Source organism: Mesorhizobium sp. M0408 (assembly GCF_040321495.1).
In the GTDB taxonomy this organism is placed as follows: Bacteria; Pseudomonadota; Alphaproteobacteria; order Rhizobiales; family Rhizobiaceae; genus Mesorhizobium.
In genome coordinates this window covers 48,618-66,713 of the sequence record NZ_JAMYRO010000014.1, presented here as the reverse complement: position 1 = coordinate 66,713, position 18,096 = coordinate 48,618, and the positions used below count along the sequence as shown (strand labels likewise).

Here is an 18,096-nt window from a genome sequence, read left to right as displayed (position 1 = left end):
GGTCAGCGGCGGTTTCGCATCCCACTGATCGACTTTTGCCGCTGTCACCCATCGCGCGGCAAAGATGATGGGCCGGCGATTTGTCTCCACGAATCGTCGACCTCGCATCGGCCATTCTGAAGCTCAGCGAGGTCGATCGTGACTCGTTGCACGGCGAGTTCGGGTCTCTTCGGCCTGGAGCCCGTCATTGCGACAATTCCCGCCCGCTCAAGGGCCGCCAAGGAGCGGGATACGTTCGGCTGCGGACGCGCCGCCAACCTGCACAGTTCCGTGATGCTTTGCGGTCGATACCGATGGATCAGCGCCACCAGCCGACAATTCTCAGGGGTCAACGCCCGCAGAACCTCTTCCGGCGCGCACGACCGAGCCATTGGTTCAGGGACCACCAGATGCCCCGCCGCCTGAGCCGTCGCCGCCGCCATCACTGTCGTGCGTGTTTTCCTCAGTAAGGGTGCTTTCCAAGTAAACAATGGCCTCGACGAAAGACGGAAATGCCTCTTTTACCCTGTCGAGGCTTTCCTGCACCTTGTCTGTTTTCAGGTCAAAACCGTACCGATGCCTCACCAGGTAACGGAATCCCTTTAGCTCACTCAAGGACTGATAAAGCTCGGGGTCGAGCACAGCCGGCCGGATGCCTGCAATTTCCGCCGACATCTGATCGAGCACGTCCTGGTGCATCGTGGGCCCTTGGGGAACGAGGCCGTCTATGTCGTTGGAAAGGCTGAGCAGGATGTCCTCGATGCCGTTGTAGACATTGTGGACTCCCAGCGAAACTACTGCGACCGCGCCCCATTCGCCGCGTGACAGCTCACTCCGATGAGCCGCCAGATATTCCTCGATTTGCTGCAGTTCCTTCGCAGCGCGGTCGATTTTTGGCGACAGTTTTGCGAATGCCGGATGCTTAAACGCTGTCATTAAGTAATTAAGTAATTCCTGCACTCGTTCGGACGAAACGTCTGAGGCAAAGATCAGGTCATAAGGAATGTTCGTTCCCCGAAGCTGGTCTGCGACCAAGCGCTCTACCATGGCCCGGCGCGCGGGATCAGTGCGTCCGTGCACCAGCAGATCTACGTCCGAGTGGACGCGGAAACGGCTTTTCGCGAGGGATCCGACAACAGAGATATCGACGCCGCGGGCTTTGGCGTTCCGGAGAATACGCGATACACAGGCTTGCGCGGTCTTCCGGCGATCGTCAGCTCTTCGGTGGATCAAAGTGTTGATCTTGTTCATCTTTTCGCCTGTTGCCTTTGGTGACCCGAGGCGAGATTGTCGCAACTCCGCAAGCTGTGCGTGCTACCTGCCTATATATCATTGCATGATATATTCAAGCCATTTGACGAGGACAAGGCGAAAACAGGCGTTCGCTGGAAATGTCCAGATGCAGTCGAAGTTTTAGGCCAAGCGCCGTTCAGGCGAGTGGCAATGACGGCCTCCGCCGAATCGTGACACCGTCATTCGACAAATGCCGCGCGCGCAACAAGATGGAGCTTGGCACGAGCGCCGCCGCATGAGGACCGAGCCGGAGCAGCTTTCTCATTTGTCGAAAATGATGTCGAGAGGCAAATGGGATTTCACGATCGGTGACTTCAGCACGACGAAGCTGAAATATTTGTCGATTCCGATATCCAATTCGATCATGCGCTCCATGATCGTCTGGTACTCGCTGATGCCCGCTGTGACAAACTTCACAAGATAGTCGTAACCGCCTGAAACCAGATGGCATTCGATGACAGAATCGACTTTCTGAATTGCGGTGAGAAATCTCGCGAAGTCGTTCTGTTGATGGTGCTTGAGCGTGACTTCGGTGAAGATCGTTAGAGTCTGTCCGAGCTTGGACACATCGATCTGGGCGGAATAGCCGGTGATGAAGCCTTCCGCCTGAAGCTTCTTCACCCGCATCAGGCAAGGGCTCGGCGAAAGGTTGACCAGGTCGGCAAGCTCGACATTCGTGACCCGCCCGTTCTTTTGCAGTTGGGATAAGATCTTGATGTCGATCCTGTCGAGCTTCATTGGAAACCTGTCACGCGTTCGAACCGCGGATCGCCCGACAGACGGCGTCCGTCACCTCCTGCGTGGTCGCTGTCCCTCCTACGTCCGGCGTCAGCACGCCTTCACTCGTCACCGCTTCCACAGCGCTCATCAACCGCACGGCCGCTGCGCTCTCGCCCAGATGTTCGAGCATCTGGGCAGCGGTCCACAAGGTGGCGACCGGGTTGGCAATACCTTTGCCGGCGATGTCGAATGCCGAGCCGTGAATTGGCTCGAACATCGAGGGATAGCGCCGCTCGGGATCAATGTTGGCGGTCGGTGCAACGCCGAGACTGCCCGCGAGCGCGCCTGCAAGGTCCGACAATATGTCGGCGTGAAGATTGGTGGCGACGATCGTATCGAGGCTCCGAGGTTTCAACGTCATACGCACTGTCATAGCATCGACTAGCATCTTGTCCCACGCGAGGTCCGGGAATTCCCGCGCCACCTCGGCTGCGATTTCGTCCCACATTACCATGCCGTGACGCTGCGCGTTGGATTTCGTAACAACTGTCAGGAGCTTTCGTGGCCGTGACTGCGCCAGCCGGAATGCATAGCGCATGATGCGGGTGACGCCGACGCGCGTGAAGATCGCGACCTCGGTTCCGACCTCCTCGGGGAGTCCGCGATGGGCGCGGCCGCCGTGGCCCGAATACTCACCCTCGGAATTCTCCCGCACGATCACCCAATCCAGATCGCCAGGGCCAACGCCCGCCAGCGGCGAAACAATCCCGGGCAATATCCTGGTCGGCCGCACGTTGGCGTACTGATCAAAGCCTTGGCAGATCGGCAGCCGGAGGCCCCAGAGCGTGATGTCGTCAGGCAGATCGGGGGCGCCGACCGCGCCAAAGAAGATGGCGTCGAAGCGCTTCAGTTGCGCCACCCCATCTTCGGGCATCATCCGACCATGGGCCTTGTAATAGTCTGAGCCCCAGTCGAAGTGCCGGACGCGGAGCTTGAAGTCGCCGCAGCGCTGCTGCAGCGCCTCAAGCGCCTGGAGACCTGCGGCAATCACCTCTGGGCCGATCCCGTCGGCAGGAATGGCGGCAATCTCATATTCGCGCATCGTCACTTCCCTGTTTTTTGGTGCTGGCCGCCTCGTGACCTCAATCTCGTGTGCGATCGATTGTATGTTGGCAAGACGGTCTTCTCAGAATTCAGCGACCTTGCCCCACGCAGCAGTCTTCAGGCGCTCGGGCCTATAAGGACGCGGATCGACGATAGGCTCGCTGCCTGTAATGATGTCGGCGATCATATGCCCCGCGCCGGGGCCGATCCCGAAGCCGTGACCGCTGAATCCCGCCGCCAGGATGAAGCCCGGAATCCCCTCCACTTCGCCGACTGCGGGAATGCCATCGGGTGTACTGTCGATATAACCCGCCCATACATCGGAGATCGCGACGCGTTGGAGTTCGGGGATCAATTCGCAGGCTCTTCGATATGTCAGCCGAATCTGTCCCATGTCAGGCTTCGGGTCGAGAATGCGGTTCCGTTCCATTGGCGTGATGTCGTCGAGGGCCCATTTGCGCAGGCTTTCATGGCCTTGACGCCAGCCCTCGAAGGCGCCCGGGGCGAGATTGCGCCAGCGGCGGGCGAACATAGGTACAAACTCGCGGCTGAACCTGAACTGCTGCAGCGTTGGATCGACACGCGCCCGCCCGCTGATCGCCAGCGCGTATCCACCGTTGCTGCGCCGCGTCAGAGAGACGCGCGTGGTATGCAGGGCATCCGGCAGGCTGTTTGCGCCGGGTGCCACGGCCAGAATGGACGAACGCACGGCAGCTTGCGGGAAACGCACACCAAGCTGGTTGCAGAAGGAAGAAGCCCACGCGCCCCCGGCCATGACAACAGTCTTTGTATGGATGGTGCCCGCTTCGGTCACCACAGCGCTCACCCGGCCGGCGCTCAATTCCAGCCCGCGCGCCGCGCAAAGCTGATGTACGGTGCCGCCCGCCGCCATGATGCCGCGCGCCGCAACCGGCACTGCCTTGGAAGGGTCCGCCGTTCCGTCAGTTGGCGAGAACACGCCACCTTTCCATTTGCGGCCCGTCGCTTTGCCCCGTTCGGTGGCTTCTTCCGCGCTCAGCATGTGCGTGGTGATCCCGACCGTTCTCGCAAAATCGCGCCACTTCGCCCAGCCTGCCAGCTCATTTTCGTCTTGTGAGAGATAGAGGAGCCCGCAGCGGCGAAAGCCGGTGTCTTGGCCGGTCTCCTGTGCCACCTTGTCCCAGAGGTCGAGACTCTTGGTCGCCATCGGCAGCTCGCGCGCATCGCGGTTCTGCTGGCGGCACCAGCCCCAGTTGCGGCTGGACTGCTCGGCCGCGATGCGCCCCTTCTCGACCAGGGCGACCTTGAGGCCGCGGCGCGCCAGATAGTATGCGCTGAACACGCCCACCACGCCGCCGCCGATAACGACGACGTCCGCCTCGCGAGGGAGGGAAGGGCTGCAGTCGATGTGCATGAGCGGCGCGGGCATGGATGGGACTCCGGTAATTTGAAGCATCCTAACCTGCCGCCCGCAGAGGCAGGCTGCGGAGTTTGTGCCTGGACGGAATTTCCTGCGTTTAGCAGCCTCCAGGACAGGCAATTATTGCGCGAAAGGCTCGCTGCGAGCCAAGCAGGAGTACACTTCATGCAGTCGCGTCATCTGCGGCATGGGCGGCACACGGCGCAGTTGTCGACCTTGATCGGCAGCGCCTTGGCCGACATTGTGATGGGCCGCACGGCCACCAATCCGCTCGGCGGCATGGCCTGCACATGTGCCGATGTACACCGGAAAGCCTTGGTCCTATCCCTCTTGGGCGCGTATTGCCGGATGAAGGATATGGTTGCCTGATCCCGGTTTCCGCGCCGAAACGGGAACAGAGTGAAATGCCGAACTGGATGTTCTTTTCAGAAGTTCCTGCCGCGCGAGGGCCAAGTTTCGAAGACTCTGCGGAAACAGAACAGTCAAACTGGCTGGAAGAACGGAGCAACCCTTCCTTATGGTAGGCAGGCTCCAGAGGACATCCGACAGGCAGGGCTTGCCCCTTCGGAGAGTTCTCCAAGAAAAAAGGGAACAGAGTCCGGTACACGGACCGGATTTCATAAGGGAACCGCCAGGATGAGCAGAACCCGTCTCTCGCAGACTCAGCGCGCGAAGCGCCGAGAAGGCCAGACTACGGCCGCTACGGTGAGGCGCTTCTGCTCAAAGGGCGATGAAGCGGTCCGCAACGGGGTGGACGCGCTCGGTTGAAAGGGGAGGTGATCTCGATGGTCGCAAGCATCCAGGCTGTAGCCCCCCACGATGTGGCGCTTTCGGTGCGCGACCTCACGGTGAATTTGCCGCAAGGCATGGAACGGACCCATGCTGTCAAAGATATTTCCTTCGATCTGAAACGCGGCCAGATACTCTGCATCATAGGCGAGTCCGGATCGGGTAAGTCGGTCACGGCGAACGCGATCATGGGGCTACTGCCCAAGGTGATCCACCTCTCATCGGGAATAATCCAGCTGGAGGGGATGAACATCGTCGGCATGTCGCCAGACAAGCTGCGCAACCTGCGTGGACGGGTCGTGTCGATGATCTTTCAGGACCCGCTCTCGGCGCTCAATCCCCTGATGACGGTGGGCGCGCAGATTGACGAGGTCATGGCAGCGCATGGCTTCGGCACGCCACAAACCTGTCGAAGCCGCGCAATCGAACTGCTCACTGAAGTAGGCCTGCCAGATCCCGAACTCATGTATTACCAGTACCCTTTCCGGCTTTCGGGCGGGCAGCGGCAGCGCGTCATGATCGCCATGGCCCTGGCGCTCGAGCCGACGGTGCTGATTGCGGATGAACCAACCACCGCGCTCGACGTCACCACCCAGGCTCAGATCCTGCAACTGATCCGTGACATTCAGCGGCGCAAGGGCATGAGCGTGATGTTCATCACCCACGATTTCGGCGTGGTGGCCGAGATCGCCGACAGCGTCGTGGTGATGGAAAAGGGCCATGTCGTCGAACAGGGCAGCGCCGAGCAGGTGCTGAAGTCGCCCAAGCACCCTTATACCCAGCGCCTGATTGCAGCCGTACCGCATTTGACCGGCGAAGATCGCCCTCGTCCGGAGGCTGCCAGCAAGGAGCCGATCCTGAAGGTTGAGGGTCTGGTGAAGACCTATCGCGGCGGCAGCGCGCTGTTCGGCGCGCAACGAGTTGTGACAGCGGTCAACGAGGTTTCGTTCGAACTGGCGCCCGGCCGCACGCTTGGGGTCGTAGGCGAGAGCGGTTCGGGGAAATCCTCGCTGGGCCGGCTGCTGATCAAGCTGCTGGACAATGACGGCGGCGGGATCTTGTTCGAGGGCTGTGACATAGCCAGGCTTTCCGAAGCGAAGTTCCGCCCGCTTCGACCGCGGATCCAGATGATCTTCCAGGATCCCTTCGCTTCTCTGAACCCACGCTCGACGGTCGGTCACATCATGACGGTAGGCCCGATGGCACACGGGATGCCTTATGTCCAAGCGCGCGATGAAGCGCGTGCGCTTCTGGCCCATGTCGGTCTCGATGCCGGCGCTTTTGGCCGCTACCCGCACGAGTTCTCGGGTGGGCAACGCCAGCGCATCGGCATCGCTCGTGCGCTGATGTTCAAGCCGAAGCTGTTGATTGCCGACGAGGCGGTCTCCGCACTCGACGTGTCGATCCAGGCGCAGATCCTGCAGCTTCTGGACCAGATCCAGCGCGAGACGGGCGTGTCGATGGTCTTCATCACGCACGACCTGCGCGTCGCCAGCCAGATCTGCGACGAAATCGCGGTGATGCAGAAGGGCCGGATCGTCGAGCGCGGACCGCCCTCGCAAATATTCCTGAACCCGCAAGCAGCCTACACGCGCCAACTGGTAGCGGCAATTCCAGGAGAGCGGCCGGGCAATGCCCGTTCAGTAGCAGCAAACGCATAAGCAATAACAAGAGAGGAACTACCATGACCAAAAATTCATCGACTACGTCCAACTACTCGAGGCGCGAAGCGCTGCGACTGATGGCGATAGGTGGGGCTGCAGGCCTCATCGCGCCCAATCTGTTGGGCAAGCCCGCCTTCGCCAAGACCCCTCCTGCAGGCCCGGCCGGTCGCGTCATCGTCGGCCTCTCCCAAGAGCCGACCGTGTTCAATCCGCTGATGGCGCATATCGAAGTCGATGACGCGGTCCATTTCTCGGTTTTCGACGCGCTGGTCCGCATGGATCCCGAAGGTGGCCTACATCCAAACCTCGCAGCCGAGGTGCCAAGCCAAAAGAACGGCGGCATTTCGGAGGACGGTCTCAACTGGCGCATTCGGTTGCGTGACAATGCCCGCTGGCACGATGGTGAGCCCTTCACGGCCGAGGACGTGAAATTCACCCTTGAACTCATCACGAACCCGAAGTTTCGCGCTTGGCGCACGAGCGGCCATTCGCTCGTGCAGGACATCACAGTGGTTTCGCCCACCGAGATCACATGGCGGATGAAGGAGGCTTTTGCGCCCTATCTTTCGTTCTTGGCCGAAACGTTCATCGTGCCCAAGCACATTCTGGAGAAAGAGGCCGATCCGAATACAGCTGCGTTCAACCAGGCGCCGGTCGGCACCGGCGCATTTAAATGGAGCGAGCGCGTCGCAGGTGATCACATCGAGCTCGTCGCCAATCCTGAGTACGCGGGCGAAGGCCCCTATGTCGAGCAGCTCATCTTCAAATACATCCCCGACATGACGGTGCTCTACACGCAATTCAAGAGCGGCGACGTGGACCTGGTCGATCAGTCGTACATCACCGCCGACCATTATACTGAAGCCCGCGAACTAGCAGACCGCGTGGTGACACTTGAGACCGGGTCATCCCTGGAGTCGATCTACCTCAATTTGGGCCGCCCGCAGTTCAAGGAGTTGGCAGTGCGCCAGGCGCTCTACGCCGCCTTGGATAGGAAAGCGATCGTCGACACGATCTATTACGGCGTGGGCACTCTCACCGAGACCTTCATGCCGAAGGAGTCCTACTACTACGACCCGAACCTGCCGGTTCAGGAGTTCAATCTGGACCGGGCGCGCCAAATCCTTGATGAGGCCGGCTGGGCGCCGGGGCCGGATGGAATCCGCGCCAAGGATGGGGTGCGACTGTCCTTCTCCAACTCGACAACTTCTGGCAACAACCTCCGCGAGCAGACGCAGCAGTTCCTGCAGCAGACGTTTGCCGAGATCGGCGTCGAGATGACGATCTCGAATTTGCCGGCTGCAGTCATGTGGGGCGAGTTCTGGCTGAAATCGCAATTCGACACCGCCATGGTGGGCGTCACCTATCTGATTGCCGCGGACCCCGACGCCACAAACCGGCTCCATACGAAGGCAATCGCCGCTCAAGGCGGACACGGTTCGAACACCGGGCAATATTCCAATCCTGAGGTCGATGCCCTGCTCGAAAAGGGTGCTCGCAGCTTCGATCCGGAAGAACGACGCGGGATCTATAATCGCGTGCAGGAAGTGGTGCGCCATGATCTGCCCTTCCTGCCGCTGTTCGCGTACACAATCGTCCTCGGGCGCAAGAAAGGGTTGGACGGCTTCGAGCCCAACGCCAACACCCGCACCGCGTCGTGGGATGCCGCAGCCTGGCAGTGGAAGGCCTAATCCACGCAGTTGCCGCCGCCCCGCCGATTCCGCCGCGGCGGCGGCAACAGACTAAAATCATCAACCCACAATGGAGGGACTCGAATGCGCGGCTTCCTGCTCAATCGCCTCTCGCAGAGCCTGGTGCTGCTTGTGATCGTTTCGATCATCGGCTTCGGCATTCTGAACCTCCTTCCCGGCGGCCCGCTGGCGCAATTCGGGCTCGATCCCGGAATGACCCAGCAGGATATCGAGCGTCTCAAGGGGCTGCTGGGCCTCGATCGACCCATATGGATCCAATATCTGGACTGGGCATGGCGGCTGGTGCGGGGCGACTGGGGTCACTCCTTCCGCGACGGAGCGCCGGTATTGGAGGTGATCGGCAGCCATCTCATTGCCACGCTGCTGCTGATGGGGTCCTCAACCGCAATTGCGATCTCCATTGGCGCCTGGATTGGAATCCGAGGCGCCACGCGCCGCTACTCGCTGTTCGATTATCTTGCAACTGTCGGGGCCATGGTTGCGTTGTCGGTCCCCACCTTCTGGTTCGGACTCGTCGGCATCTACGTCTTTTCCCTGAAGTTGGGCTGGCTGCCTGCGGGTAATATGTCCGAGATCGGCGACGCCTCAATCCTGGGCTACCTCCACCATCTGATCCTGCCAAGTATCGTGCTGTCGCTGGTCCATGTCGCGATCTGGAGCCGCTACATGCGGACGGCCACTCTCGACGCCATTAGCCAGGACTTCGTCAAGACGGCCCGGGCCAAGGGGTTGAGTGAACGCCGGATTCTGATGAAGCATGTCGTCGGCAACGCACTTTTGCCGATGATTACCCTGGCCGGGATGCAGCTTCCCAGTGTCCTCACTGGCGCGCTCGTGACCGAAACCGTCTTTACCTGGCCAGGAATGGGACGGTTGTTCCTCGATAGCCTTGGTTACAGCGACTATCCGGTTGTGATGGGGCTGCTGATGTTCTCCGCCATCCTCGTTCTGCTTGGAAACCTGATCGCCGACATTGTCGTCGCTATTGTCGATCCGCGCATTCGTCTGGCTTGAGCGCGCAACTTCCCCGACAGGAGACAGCCGATATGACCGCTTTCACCGCAAATGCAGCTCCAAGCCGATGGAGAAACAACCGCGCGGCACGTCGTTTCATGCGTCATCGCTTGGCGCTGCTCGGGCTGGCGATGATCATCTTCCTGAGCCTCGCTTGCGTCCTCGGCCCCCATCTCCTGCCTTATGACTCACTGTATATCGATCTGCGGGCCCGCTTTGCCCCTCCGCTGACGGGCTACCACTTTCTAGGTACCGATCCGCTTGGCCGCGACGTGGCGGCAAGGCTTTTGATGGCGGGACGAATCTCGCTGCTGGTGGGTTTCTTTGCCATGGTTTTGTCGACACTCATCGGCACCCTGGTCGGCGTAATTGCCGGCTATCGCGGCGGCTGGGTCGGGGCCACGCTGATGCGCACGGTCGATGGATTCCTGTCATTCCCATCGATCTTTCTGCTGCTGGCGCTGGCTGCCGCACTGAAGCCCAGTCCTGTGATGATCACCGTCATTATCGCCCTCACCAGTTGGATGGAGGTTGCCCGCATAGTCGAAGCGGAAGTCCGCTCGTTACGCGAACGCGAGTTCGTCCTAGCCGGGCGAATGCTGGGATTGAGCGGCACCCACATCATGTTCCGCGAGATACTGCCCAACGCCATGGGGCCGATTATCGTCGCTTCCACCTTGACGGTCGCGCGCGCCATTCTCATGGAAGCCTACATCAGTTTCCTCGGCTACGGGATCCAGCCGCCACTGCCCAGCTGGGGCAACATGCTCAATGGCGCCCAGCAATATCTGGGCAGCGCACCTTGGCTGGCAATCATTCCCGGAGCTGCAATCACCATCGCGGTAACCAGTTTCAATTTCATCGGTGACGGGCTGCGTGATGCGCTCGACGTCCGAGACGACCACATCTGAAGTTTCACCCACCGTAGATTACCCCTGCAATGCAGCGAGAAGTCAGCCACGTGCAAGAGCCTCATATCGCCGACAAGAACACACCCTACTGGTGGGAAGCAGCGCCCGTCATGCCGCTGCCGCGGCAGCCAGTCGCAAAGAACCTTGACGTGGCAATTATCGGCGCCGGTTATGCCGGGCTTTCGGCCGGGCTTGCGCTGGCGCGCGAGGGACGCTCGGTCGCCGCTTTTGATGCGATGAATCCGGGCGAGGGTGCTTCCACGCGCAACGGCGGGATTACGAGCGGGACCATCCGGCCGGACCATGCCACGATCACCCGGCGCTTCGGGGAAGAGAAGGCCATGGCGATCGAGACCGAGGGCAAGGTCGCACGCGAATTCCTCTACGACTTCATCAAGACCGAAGGGCTCGACTGCGACTTCCGACGGGTTGGCCAGTTCAAAGGCGCTTTCGGATACGAACAATATGGGAAGATGGCGCGCGGCGCCGAGACGCTGGCGAAGAAACTGGGGATCGAGTCCTACGCGGTTCCGCATGCCGAGCAGCGAAATTATATCGGCACCGACTTCTACCGCGGCGGAACCGTTCGGATGGACATTGGCGGGCTGCACCCCGCAAAATTCCATGCTGAGCTCCTGCGGGTGGCGCTCGCATCCGGGTTGACGGTTCATTCGCATACGGTGGTCAAGTCGATCGAGAGGAACGGTTCGGGCTTCCGGGTCGCGACTTCGGCAGGGACGGTGGACGCACGGCAGGTTCTGGTCTGCACCAACGGCTATACCGACGGCGCCGCTCCCTTCCTGCGCCGCCGCCTGGTTCCGGTCCGCAGCCGGATCATCGTCACCGAGGAACTTGCGCCCGATATCATGGCGCGGCTGATGCCGAAGCTGATGACGATCACCGAGAACCGGCAACTCGGTTTCTATTATCGCCCGTCGCCCGACGGGAAACGTATCCTGCTGGGGGGCCGTGACAGTTCCCGCGTCGGCGATCCGGCGGCGCCGAAACTTCTCCTTCGCAAGGGCCTGGTGAACCTCTTCCCGGAGTTGAAGAACGTGCGCCTTTCGCATTGCTGGTTCGGCAACGTGGCGATGAACCGAGACATGCTGCCCCGCATCTTCGAGAAGGACGGCGTGGTCTATGCAACTGGCTTCTGCGGTTCGGGCGTGGTCTGGGCGCCATGGATTGGCATGCGTGCGGCCCACAAGTTGATGGGGCATGGCGAGCAGTCGCGCACTGCGTTCGACTTTCGACCGCCTTCGGCCGTCCCGCTCTATCGTGGCAATCCGTGGTTCATGCCGGCGATTATCCAGGGCTATCGGTTGCAGGACCGTCTCGCCTTCTGGCGCGCCAGACGCTAGTCGCCGACATCGGGGGCGATCCGTGGTTCATGCGGGCAACCCTTTGGCGCGCCCGCCGCTGACACGACTGCAGGATCGCGCGGGGTCACCTTGTTGCCGGAGAGTGTCGAAAAATCCGTCGGGACTGGGGCCTGGTGCGAAACTGATCAGCGGTGGGACGCCTTTGCGCGGATCAGCGCGTCGGCCATGTAGAGGTCCTGCAGGGAGATGCCGGAACTGTCGAAGACCGTGATCTCATTGTCGAAGCGGCGTCCGGGCGCACGCCTTTCAATAACGTCGCCGATTGGTGTTACCACAAGCACGCCGACGTCGATCTCGTCGCGCACATATTGGAACTCGCCGATCTGGACGGACTGGGAAAGCAGATCACAAAACAGACGTGCCTTGGGAAATAATTCGCTCGGCAATTCGCGTTTACCCGGAGCATCCGACCCGATGCTGACGATATGGGTTCCGGGTCCCACCCAAGCGGCATCGAACAGCGGTTCGCGTGCGGGTGTCGCCGTCACCACGATGTCGGCCGTGCGCACGGCTTCTTCGGGCAAGGCAGCGCGCGCCTTCAGTCCCCTTTCGCCGATCTGATCGACAAAAGCGTCGCGCCGCGGCGAAGGCCGGGCCACGACCAGCACGGTTTCGATTGGGCGGATGCGTGCCAGCGCCATCACTTCGAAGCTCGCCTGGTTGCCGGCCCCGAAGATCGCCAGAACCTTGGCTTGCTTGCGCGCAAGAAGATCGGCCGCAACCGCGTCGGCGGCGGCCGTCCTGTAGGCGTTGACCTTCCCGGCCTCGACTACGGCGCCGAGCCGACCTGTATGCTGATCGAGCAGCACGATGGTCGAGTTGTGGCGGGGAAGGCCACGTGCCGAGTTGCCCGACCAGAAGGAGCCAATTTTCACGCCGGTCAGCTCGCCCGACGAACCGGATTTGATTGAGAAGGTATTGGTCACCTCCTGTGTGCGCCCGAGAACAGCCGGAAAGACCCAGCTCTGCCGCGATGCTGCCGCCACGAGAGCCTCGCGCGCCGCCTCGAAAGCAAGTTCATGCGTGACGAGGGCGGCTGACTCCTCTTCGCTGATGTAGATCATCCAAAATTCCTCCTGGGCATCGCCGATCGGGCAACCACGAAGCGGCGATTCAAGGTGCCAGGTATTCCTCGCCCGATTTGCACGATTTGGCATGCCGAGGAACTGCATAAAACGAATAATACCGCTGATTTGAAGGGGCAAAACAGCAGCGAAATCTGTCCGCCGGGCGCGACTCTAAGATCCGACTTCAATCCGACTCTGGATCAACTGACAGCGTTGCACCTTATGGCCTTTGAGCATGACAGAGATATCGTCAGCGCCCCGATCGAGCTGATGAAATTGGAAACCCGCCATTTGCCGAGCGCACTGAAGCTGTCGCAGGAGATGGCCTGGCCCTACCGTCAGGAGGATTGGGAATTTGCCCTGATGGTCGGCAATGGCCTGGTCCTTGAGCGGGCAGGACAGGTGATTGGCACGGCCATGTCCTGGAATTACGGACAGTCCTATGCCTCGGTCGGGATGATCATAGTTACTGGCTCCGCGCAAGGCGGTGGCAACGGCGCCCGGCTCTTTGATGGATTGCTTGAGGCGACACACGGTCGCAACCTGCTGCTCAACTCAACCGAAGAGGGGCTGGCGCTCTACAAGCGACGCGGCTTCACTGCATGGGGCACGGTGCTTCAGCACCAGGGCTCGCTGGCTGTCGCCGTGACGCGGAGTACCCGCGACGACATCCGTCAAGCGACAGCCTCTGACCTCGCGGCAATCCAGGCCTTCGACGAACGGGCCACGGGCATGCCCCGGCTGCCGATGGTGGCTGCGCTCGCCAATGTGGGCAACGCATTGGTCATTGAGCGCAGGGGACGGATTGCAGGCTACGCTGTCGCGAGGAGGTTTGGCCGCGGCTATGTCGTCGGCCCTTGTGCAGCCGAGAGCGACCACGACGCGCGGCTTCTGATCCTGGCCCAGCTTTCGAAGCTTCACAATCAATTCGTTCGCATCGACGTCTATGCCGAGGATGGATTGGGCGACTGGCTTGCGAGCCTTGGCCTGCAGCGGTCCGGCAGTGCGACCGCCATGGTCAAAGGACAACGACCCGTCGCCGAGGGGCCAGCCCATATGTATGCGTTGGCAAACCAGTCGTTCACTTAGGAAACGAGACTATGAATAAGATGGCGGCAAGCCTGGCGGTGAGCGAGACGGCTAGGACGATCGACGCCTTGGTCACCCCGACGCTGCTTCTAGACCGTGGCCGGCTCGAGCACAACATCAAGGGTCTGGCTGAGCGCGCCAGGAAGCTTGGCGTGGTGCTGCGCCCGCATATGAAGACGGCCAAGAGCATCGATGTCGCCCGATACGCGTTCCATCGCGAACGCGGTCCGATCACGGTCTCGACCATCGCCGAGGCGGAGTATTTCGCGGGCCATGGCTTTCGAGACATGACCTACGCGGTCGGCATCTCGCCGGCCTCGGCCAGGCGGGCCATGGAGCTTTGTCGCCGCACCGGCGCTGATGTGAAGCTGTTGCTCGATTCGGTCGGGCAGGCCGATGCCCTGGCCAGCGTCCGCCAAGCCACCGGTATGACCCCATCTGTTTTCATCGAACTGGACTGCGATGACCATCGCGGTGGCTTGAGGCCGGACGACCCGAAGTTGCTCGACGTGGCCGGCAGTGTCGTCGCGGCCAGTGCCAATCTCGTCGGCGTTCTCGCCCATGCAGGCGAATCCTATGGCTTGAACACGCCCGATGCGCTGGTCAAGGCAGGCGAGAACGAGCGTTCAGCCACGGTGCGCGCCGCTGAAATCCTGCGCGCCCATGGCCATGCCTGCCCGATCGTCAGCGTCGGCTCAACGCCGACAGCGCATTTCGCCAGCAATCTTGAGGGGGTCACGGAGCTGCGCGCCGGGGTCTACATGTTCTTCGACCTGGTCCAGCACGGCGTTGGGGTGTGCGAACTCGACGATATCGCGATTTCCGTATTGGCCACGGTGATCGGGTCCAAGCCGGAAAAGGGATGGGTGCTGGTCGATGCAGGGTGGATGGCGCTTTCGCGCGACCGGGGAACCGCAAACCAGCAGATCGACCGGGGTTACGGCGTAGTCTGCGACGAAAAGGGGCGGGTGCTTGAAGATGTGATCGTGGCCCAGGCCAGCCAGGAACACGGTATTCTCGCCATTCGTGCCGGCTCTGGAAAGTCCATGCCCGAGCTGCCGCTCGGGACTCGGGTCCGCATTCTGCCCAACCATGCGTGTGCGATGGCCGCCCAGCATGATTTCTACAGCGTTGTCAACGGGGACAGCCCCAAGATTGAAGCGCGTTGGGAGCGGATGCGCGGCTGGTAGGCGCGCGACTACGCTCGGATGTCGCCCCACTCAAATCAACACTGGTGGTCAAGAAAATGATGTTTACCTCTTACTGGCTGGATACGTCTCAGCCGTTCAATGAAGGGTCGTCCAAACCGCTCGAAGGCCACTACGACGTGGCGATTGTGGGCGGCGGCTTGACCGGCTCCTCCGCCGCGCTGGCCCTTGCCAAAAAGGGCGCCCGGGTTGCCCTGTTGGAGGCCGAAACGATCGGCAATGCCGCGTCCGGCCGCAATGGCGGCATGTGCAACAACGGCTTTGCCCAGAACTATGCAATCATGGCTGGCAAGCACGGCAAGCCGGCCGCAAATGCGCTCTACAAGGCTTTTGACGCCGGCGTCGATATGGTCGAGCGGCTGGTGCAGGAAGAGAAGATCGACTGCAGCTTCTCCCGCGTCGGCAAGCTCAAGCTTGCCGCCAAGCCCGAACACTACGACATGCTGGCGCGCAGCCAGGAACTACTGGCTGCCAATATCGATCCCGACACCAGGATGATCGCGCGCGAGGACCTGCGAACCGAAGTCGGCACCAACCGCTACCATGGCGGGCTGCTCTTTCCCAAGAGCGCGGGCATGCATGTCGGCCGGTTCGTCCGGGGCCTCGCGACCGCCGCTGCCCGGCGTGGCGCAGAGGTCCATGAACGCTCGCCCGTCATGGCGATGCGCAAGGTTTCAGGCGGGCATGAGGTAACGACGCCAAAGGGCAAGATCGTCGCGCGGCAGGTCCTGTTGGCAAGCGGCATTTCCCAGGTTGGCCCGCTCGGCTGGATCCGCCGGCGCATGATCCCGGTCGGCGCATTTCTGATCGTGACCGAGCCGCTGTCGCCCGACCACCTTAGGCGTCTCATGCCGACTGGGCGCATGGTCGTCGACACGCGCAATCTCGTTGTCTACTGGCGGCTCACGCCGGACAATCGCCTTTTGTTCGGCGGGAGGGCGCGCTTTGCCGTGTCCAACCCTCAATCCGACGAAAAAAGCGGCCGGATACTCAAGGCGGCGATGGTCGAGGTCTTTCCGGAACTGGCCGGCACCCGCATCGACTACTGCTGGGGCGGCATGGTCGATATGACCCGCGATCGCCTGCCGCGCGCCGGAGAGCGCGATGGCATCTATTACTCGATGGGCTATAGCGGACACGGGACCCAAATGTCGACGTTGATGGGCACCATCATGGCCGACGTCATGGACGGGCACCCCGAGCTCAATCCCTGGAAGGATTTCGACTGGCCAGCGATCCCCGGTTATTTCGGGCGCCCCTGGTTCCTGCCGATTCTCGGCGCCTATTACCGCATGAAGGACCTTGTAGGGTGATGACGCCCCTCGAACGCCTGGCCCGCAACGGCCACCTGGACAAGTTCTTCATCGACGGTCAATGGGTTGAGCCGAGCGGCACCGCGACGGGCGTCGTCGTCAATCCCGCCACAGAAGAGGTTGTGAGCCAGTTTCCGCTTGGAAATGGCGAGGACGTTGACGCGGCCGTTGCAGCGGCTCGCCGGGCATTCGCCACCTGGAGTCGGACTACGCCAGAAGACCGCGCGGGTCTGCTCGATCGCCTGCGAGCGCTGCTCGAGGCGCGCGGCGAACTGCTGGCTCAATGCCTGAGCCTCGAAATGGGCGCGGCGATCGGCTATGCGCGCAGCGCCCAGGTGCCGCTGGCGATCACGCATGTTAAGGTCGCTCGCGATGTGCTGACAGACTTTCGCTTCGTCAAGCAACGGGGGCAAACCGCCGTCACCCACGAACCGATCGGTGTCTGCGCCTTGATCACTCCGTGGAACTGGCCACTTTACCAGATCACCGCCAAGGTTTCGCCGGCGCTCGCTGCAGGCTGCACGATCGTGCTGAAGCCGAGTGAGCTTTCTCCCTTGGACGCCCTGCTATTCGCCGAGGCAATCGAGGAAGCCGGCTTCCCTGCTGGGGTTTTCAACCTCCTGCAAGGTCATGGTCCAGGCGTGGGTATGGGTCTCGCCTCCCATCCGGATGTCGACATGATCTCCATTACCGGGTCCACCCGCGCGGGCATTGCTGTGGCCCAGGCGGCGGCGACCACGGTCAAGCGTGTCGCGCAGGAGCTGGGCGGCAAGTCGCCGAACGTGATCCTGCCGGACGCAGATCTCGATCGCGCCGTTTCTCTGGGCGTAGCCGCCGCCTTCCGCAATCTCGGCCAGTCATGCAGCGCCCCGACGCGCATGATCGTGCCACGCTCGCTGCTCTCCGAGATCGAGGCAATCGCCAAAAGGGCAGCAGCCCAGATCGTCATTGGCGATCCGCTTTGCGAAGCCACAACTCATGGTGCAATCGCAAACCGTGCCCAATTCGACCGCATCCAAACCATGATCGGCGTCGGCATTTCTGAGGGCGCCAGGCTCCTCACCGGCGGACCGGGCCGTGCGCACGATCTGAACGTCGGGTTCTATGTGAGGCCGACCATCTTTTCCGACGTGCGCACAACCATGCGTATTGCCCAGGAAGAGGTCTTCGGGCCAGTTCTCTGCATCATCCCCTACGACACAATCGAGGAGGCCGTCACCATCGCCAACGACACGGTCTACGGTCTGGGGGCTCATGTGCAGGGCAAGGATGTGGACGCCGTCAGGGACGTGGCCTCGCGGATCCGCTCCGGTCAGGTGCATCTCAACTACCCGGCCTGGGATCCGCACGCCCCGTTTGGCGGTTTCAAGCAGTCCGGAAACGGACGCGAATATGGAATCGAGGGCATGTTGGAGTATCTCGAGGTAAAATCCATCCTCGGCTATTTCTAGG

At 61.5% G+C, this 18,096-nt stretch carries 16 protein-coding genes; 10 read left to right on the top strand and 6 right to left on the bottom strand.

Going from position 1 to position 18,096, the window contains the following annotated elements; genetic code table 11:
• Positions 1-44: 44 nt before the first annotated feature.
• From NKI67_RS17935 to NKI67_RS17915, 5 genes are all read right to left on the bottom strand, one after another.
• Positions 45-371: an HVO_A0114 family putative DNA-binding protein gene (locus NKI67_RS17935; protein WP_352646371.1), complete on the bottom strand. Its 327-nt coding sequence runs from the start codon at positions 369-371 to the stop codon at positions 45-47.
• A 4-nt stretch (positions 372-375) separates the two neighbouring features.
• On the bottom strand, positions 376-1,230 hold the full coding sequence (locus NKI67_RS17930) for a nucleotidyltransferase domain-containing protein (protein ID WP_352646243.1): 855 nt from the start codon (positions 1,228-1,230) through the stop codon (positions 376-378).
• Between the two features lie 303 nt (positions 1,231-1,533).
• Entirely contained in the window at positions 1,534-2,010 is a 477-nt protein-coding gene (locus NKI67_RS17925; RefSeq protein WP_023678802.1) for an Lrp/AsnC family transcriptional regulator, read from the bottom strand.
• A gap of 10 nt (positions 2,011-2,020) precedes the next feature.
• Entirely contained in the window at positions 2,021-3,094 is a 1,074-nt protein-coding gene (locus NKI67_RS17920) for a tartrate dehydrogenase (RefSeq protein ID WP_352646241.1), read from the bottom strand.
• Between the two features lie 84 nt (positions 3,095-3,178).
• Positions 3,179-4,504 (bottom strand): NAD(P)/FAD-dependent oxidoreductase, encoded by a 1,326-nt coding sequence (locus NKI67_RS17915; RefSeq protein WP_352646239.1) that lies wholly within the window; start codon positions 4,502-4,504, stop codon positions 3,179-3,181.
• Positions 4,505-4,660: 156 nt separating this feature from the next.
• On the opposite strand from NKI67_RS17915, the gene NKI67_RS17910 reads away from it, so the two are divergent.
• The 6 genes from NKI67_RS17910 (at position 4,661) to NKI67_RS17885 (ending at position 11,946) form a co-directional block, all read left to right on the top strand.
• Positions 4,661-4,864, top strand: a complete 204-nt coding sequence (locus NKI67_RS17910; RefSeq protein WP_352646237.1) for a hypothetical protein — start codon at positions 4,661-4,663, stop codon at positions 4,862-4,864.
• A 416-nt stretch (positions 4,865-5,280) separates the two neighbouring features.
• On the top strand, positions 5,281-6,945 hold the full coding sequence (locus NKI67_RS17905) for an ABC transporter ATP-binding protein (RefSeq protein WP_352646235.1): 1,665 nt from the start codon (positions 5,281-5,283) through the stop codon (positions 6,943-6,945).
• Between the two features lie 23 nt (positions 6,946-6,968).
• Positions 6,969-8,639 carry a peptide ABC transporter substrate-binding protein gene (locus tag NKI67_RS17900; protein ID WP_352646233.1) on the top strand — a complete coding sequence of 557 codons (1,671 nt, stop codon included), beginning with the start codon at positions 6,969-6,971 and terminating at the stop codon, positions 8,637-8,639.
• Positions 8,640-8,723: 84 nt separating this feature from the next.
• Positions 8,724-9,674, top strand: a complete 951-nt coding sequence (locus tag NKI67_RS17895; protein ID WP_352646231.1) for an ABC transporter permease — start codon at positions 8,724-8,726, stop codon at positions 9,672-9,674.
• Between the two features lie 32 nt (positions 9,675-9,706).
• Positions 9,707-10,585 carry an ABC transporter permease gene (locus NKI67_RS17890; protein WP_023678809.1) on the top strand — a complete coding sequence of 293 codons (879 nt, stop codon included), beginning with the start codon at positions 9,707-9,709 and terminating at the stop codon, positions 10,583-10,585.
• A 29-nt stretch (positions 10,586-10,614) separates the two neighbouring features.
• Positions 10,615-11,946: an NAD(P)/FAD-dependent oxidoreductase gene (locus NKI67_RS17885; RefSeq protein ID WP_502909348.1), complete on the top strand. Its 1,332-nt coding sequence runs from the start codon at positions 10,615-10,617 to the stop codon at positions 11,944-11,946.
• A 146-nt stretch (positions 11,947-12,092) separates the two neighbouring features.
• On the opposite strand, the gene NKI67_RS17880 is transcribed toward NKI67_RS17885, so the two are convergent.
• On the bottom strand, positions 12,093-13,031 hold the full coding sequence (locus tag NKI67_RS17880; protein ID WP_352646227.1) for an ornithine cyclodeaminase family protein: 939 nt from the start codon (positions 13,029-13,031) through the stop codon (positions 12,093-12,095).
• 54 nt (positions 13,032-13,085) lie between these two features.
• Between NKI67_RS17880 and NKI67_RS17875 the strand changes: the two genes are divergently transcribed.
• From NKI67_RS17875 to NKI67_RS17860, 4 genes are read left to right on the top strand one after another with little or no spacing between them, the layout of a single operon-like run.
• Positions 13,086-14,123 carry a GNAT family N-acetyltransferase gene (locus tag NKI67_RS17875; protein WP_352646225.1) on the top strand — a complete coding sequence of 346 codons (1,038 nt, stop codon included), beginning with the start codon at positions 13,086-13,088 and terminating at the stop codon, positions 14,121-14,123.
• Positions 14,124-14,134: 11 nt separating this feature from the next.
• Positions 14,135-15,313: an alanine racemase gene (locus NKI67_RS17870; protein ID WP_352646223.1), complete on the top strand. Its 1,179-nt coding sequence runs from the start codon at positions 14,135-14,137 to the stop codon at positions 15,311-15,313.
• Positions 15,314-15,369: 56 nt separating this feature from the next.
• Positions 15,370-16,644 carry an NAD(P)/FAD-dependent oxidoreductase gene (locus tag NKI67_RS17865; RefSeq protein ID WP_352646217.1) on the top strand — a complete coding sequence of 425 codons (1,275 nt, stop codon included), beginning with the start codon at positions 15,370-15,372 and terminating at the stop codon, positions 16,642-16,644.
• Positions 16,641-18,095, top strand: coding sequence for an aldehyde dehydrogenase family protein (locus tag NKI67_RS17860; RefSeq protein WP_352646215.1), 1,455 nt, complete (start codon positions 16,641-16,643; stop codon positions 18,093-18,095). Before NKI67_RS17865 ends, NKI67_RS17860 begins: the two co-directional genes overlap by 4 nt.
• The last annotated feature ends 1 nt before the right edge of the window (position 18,096 follow it).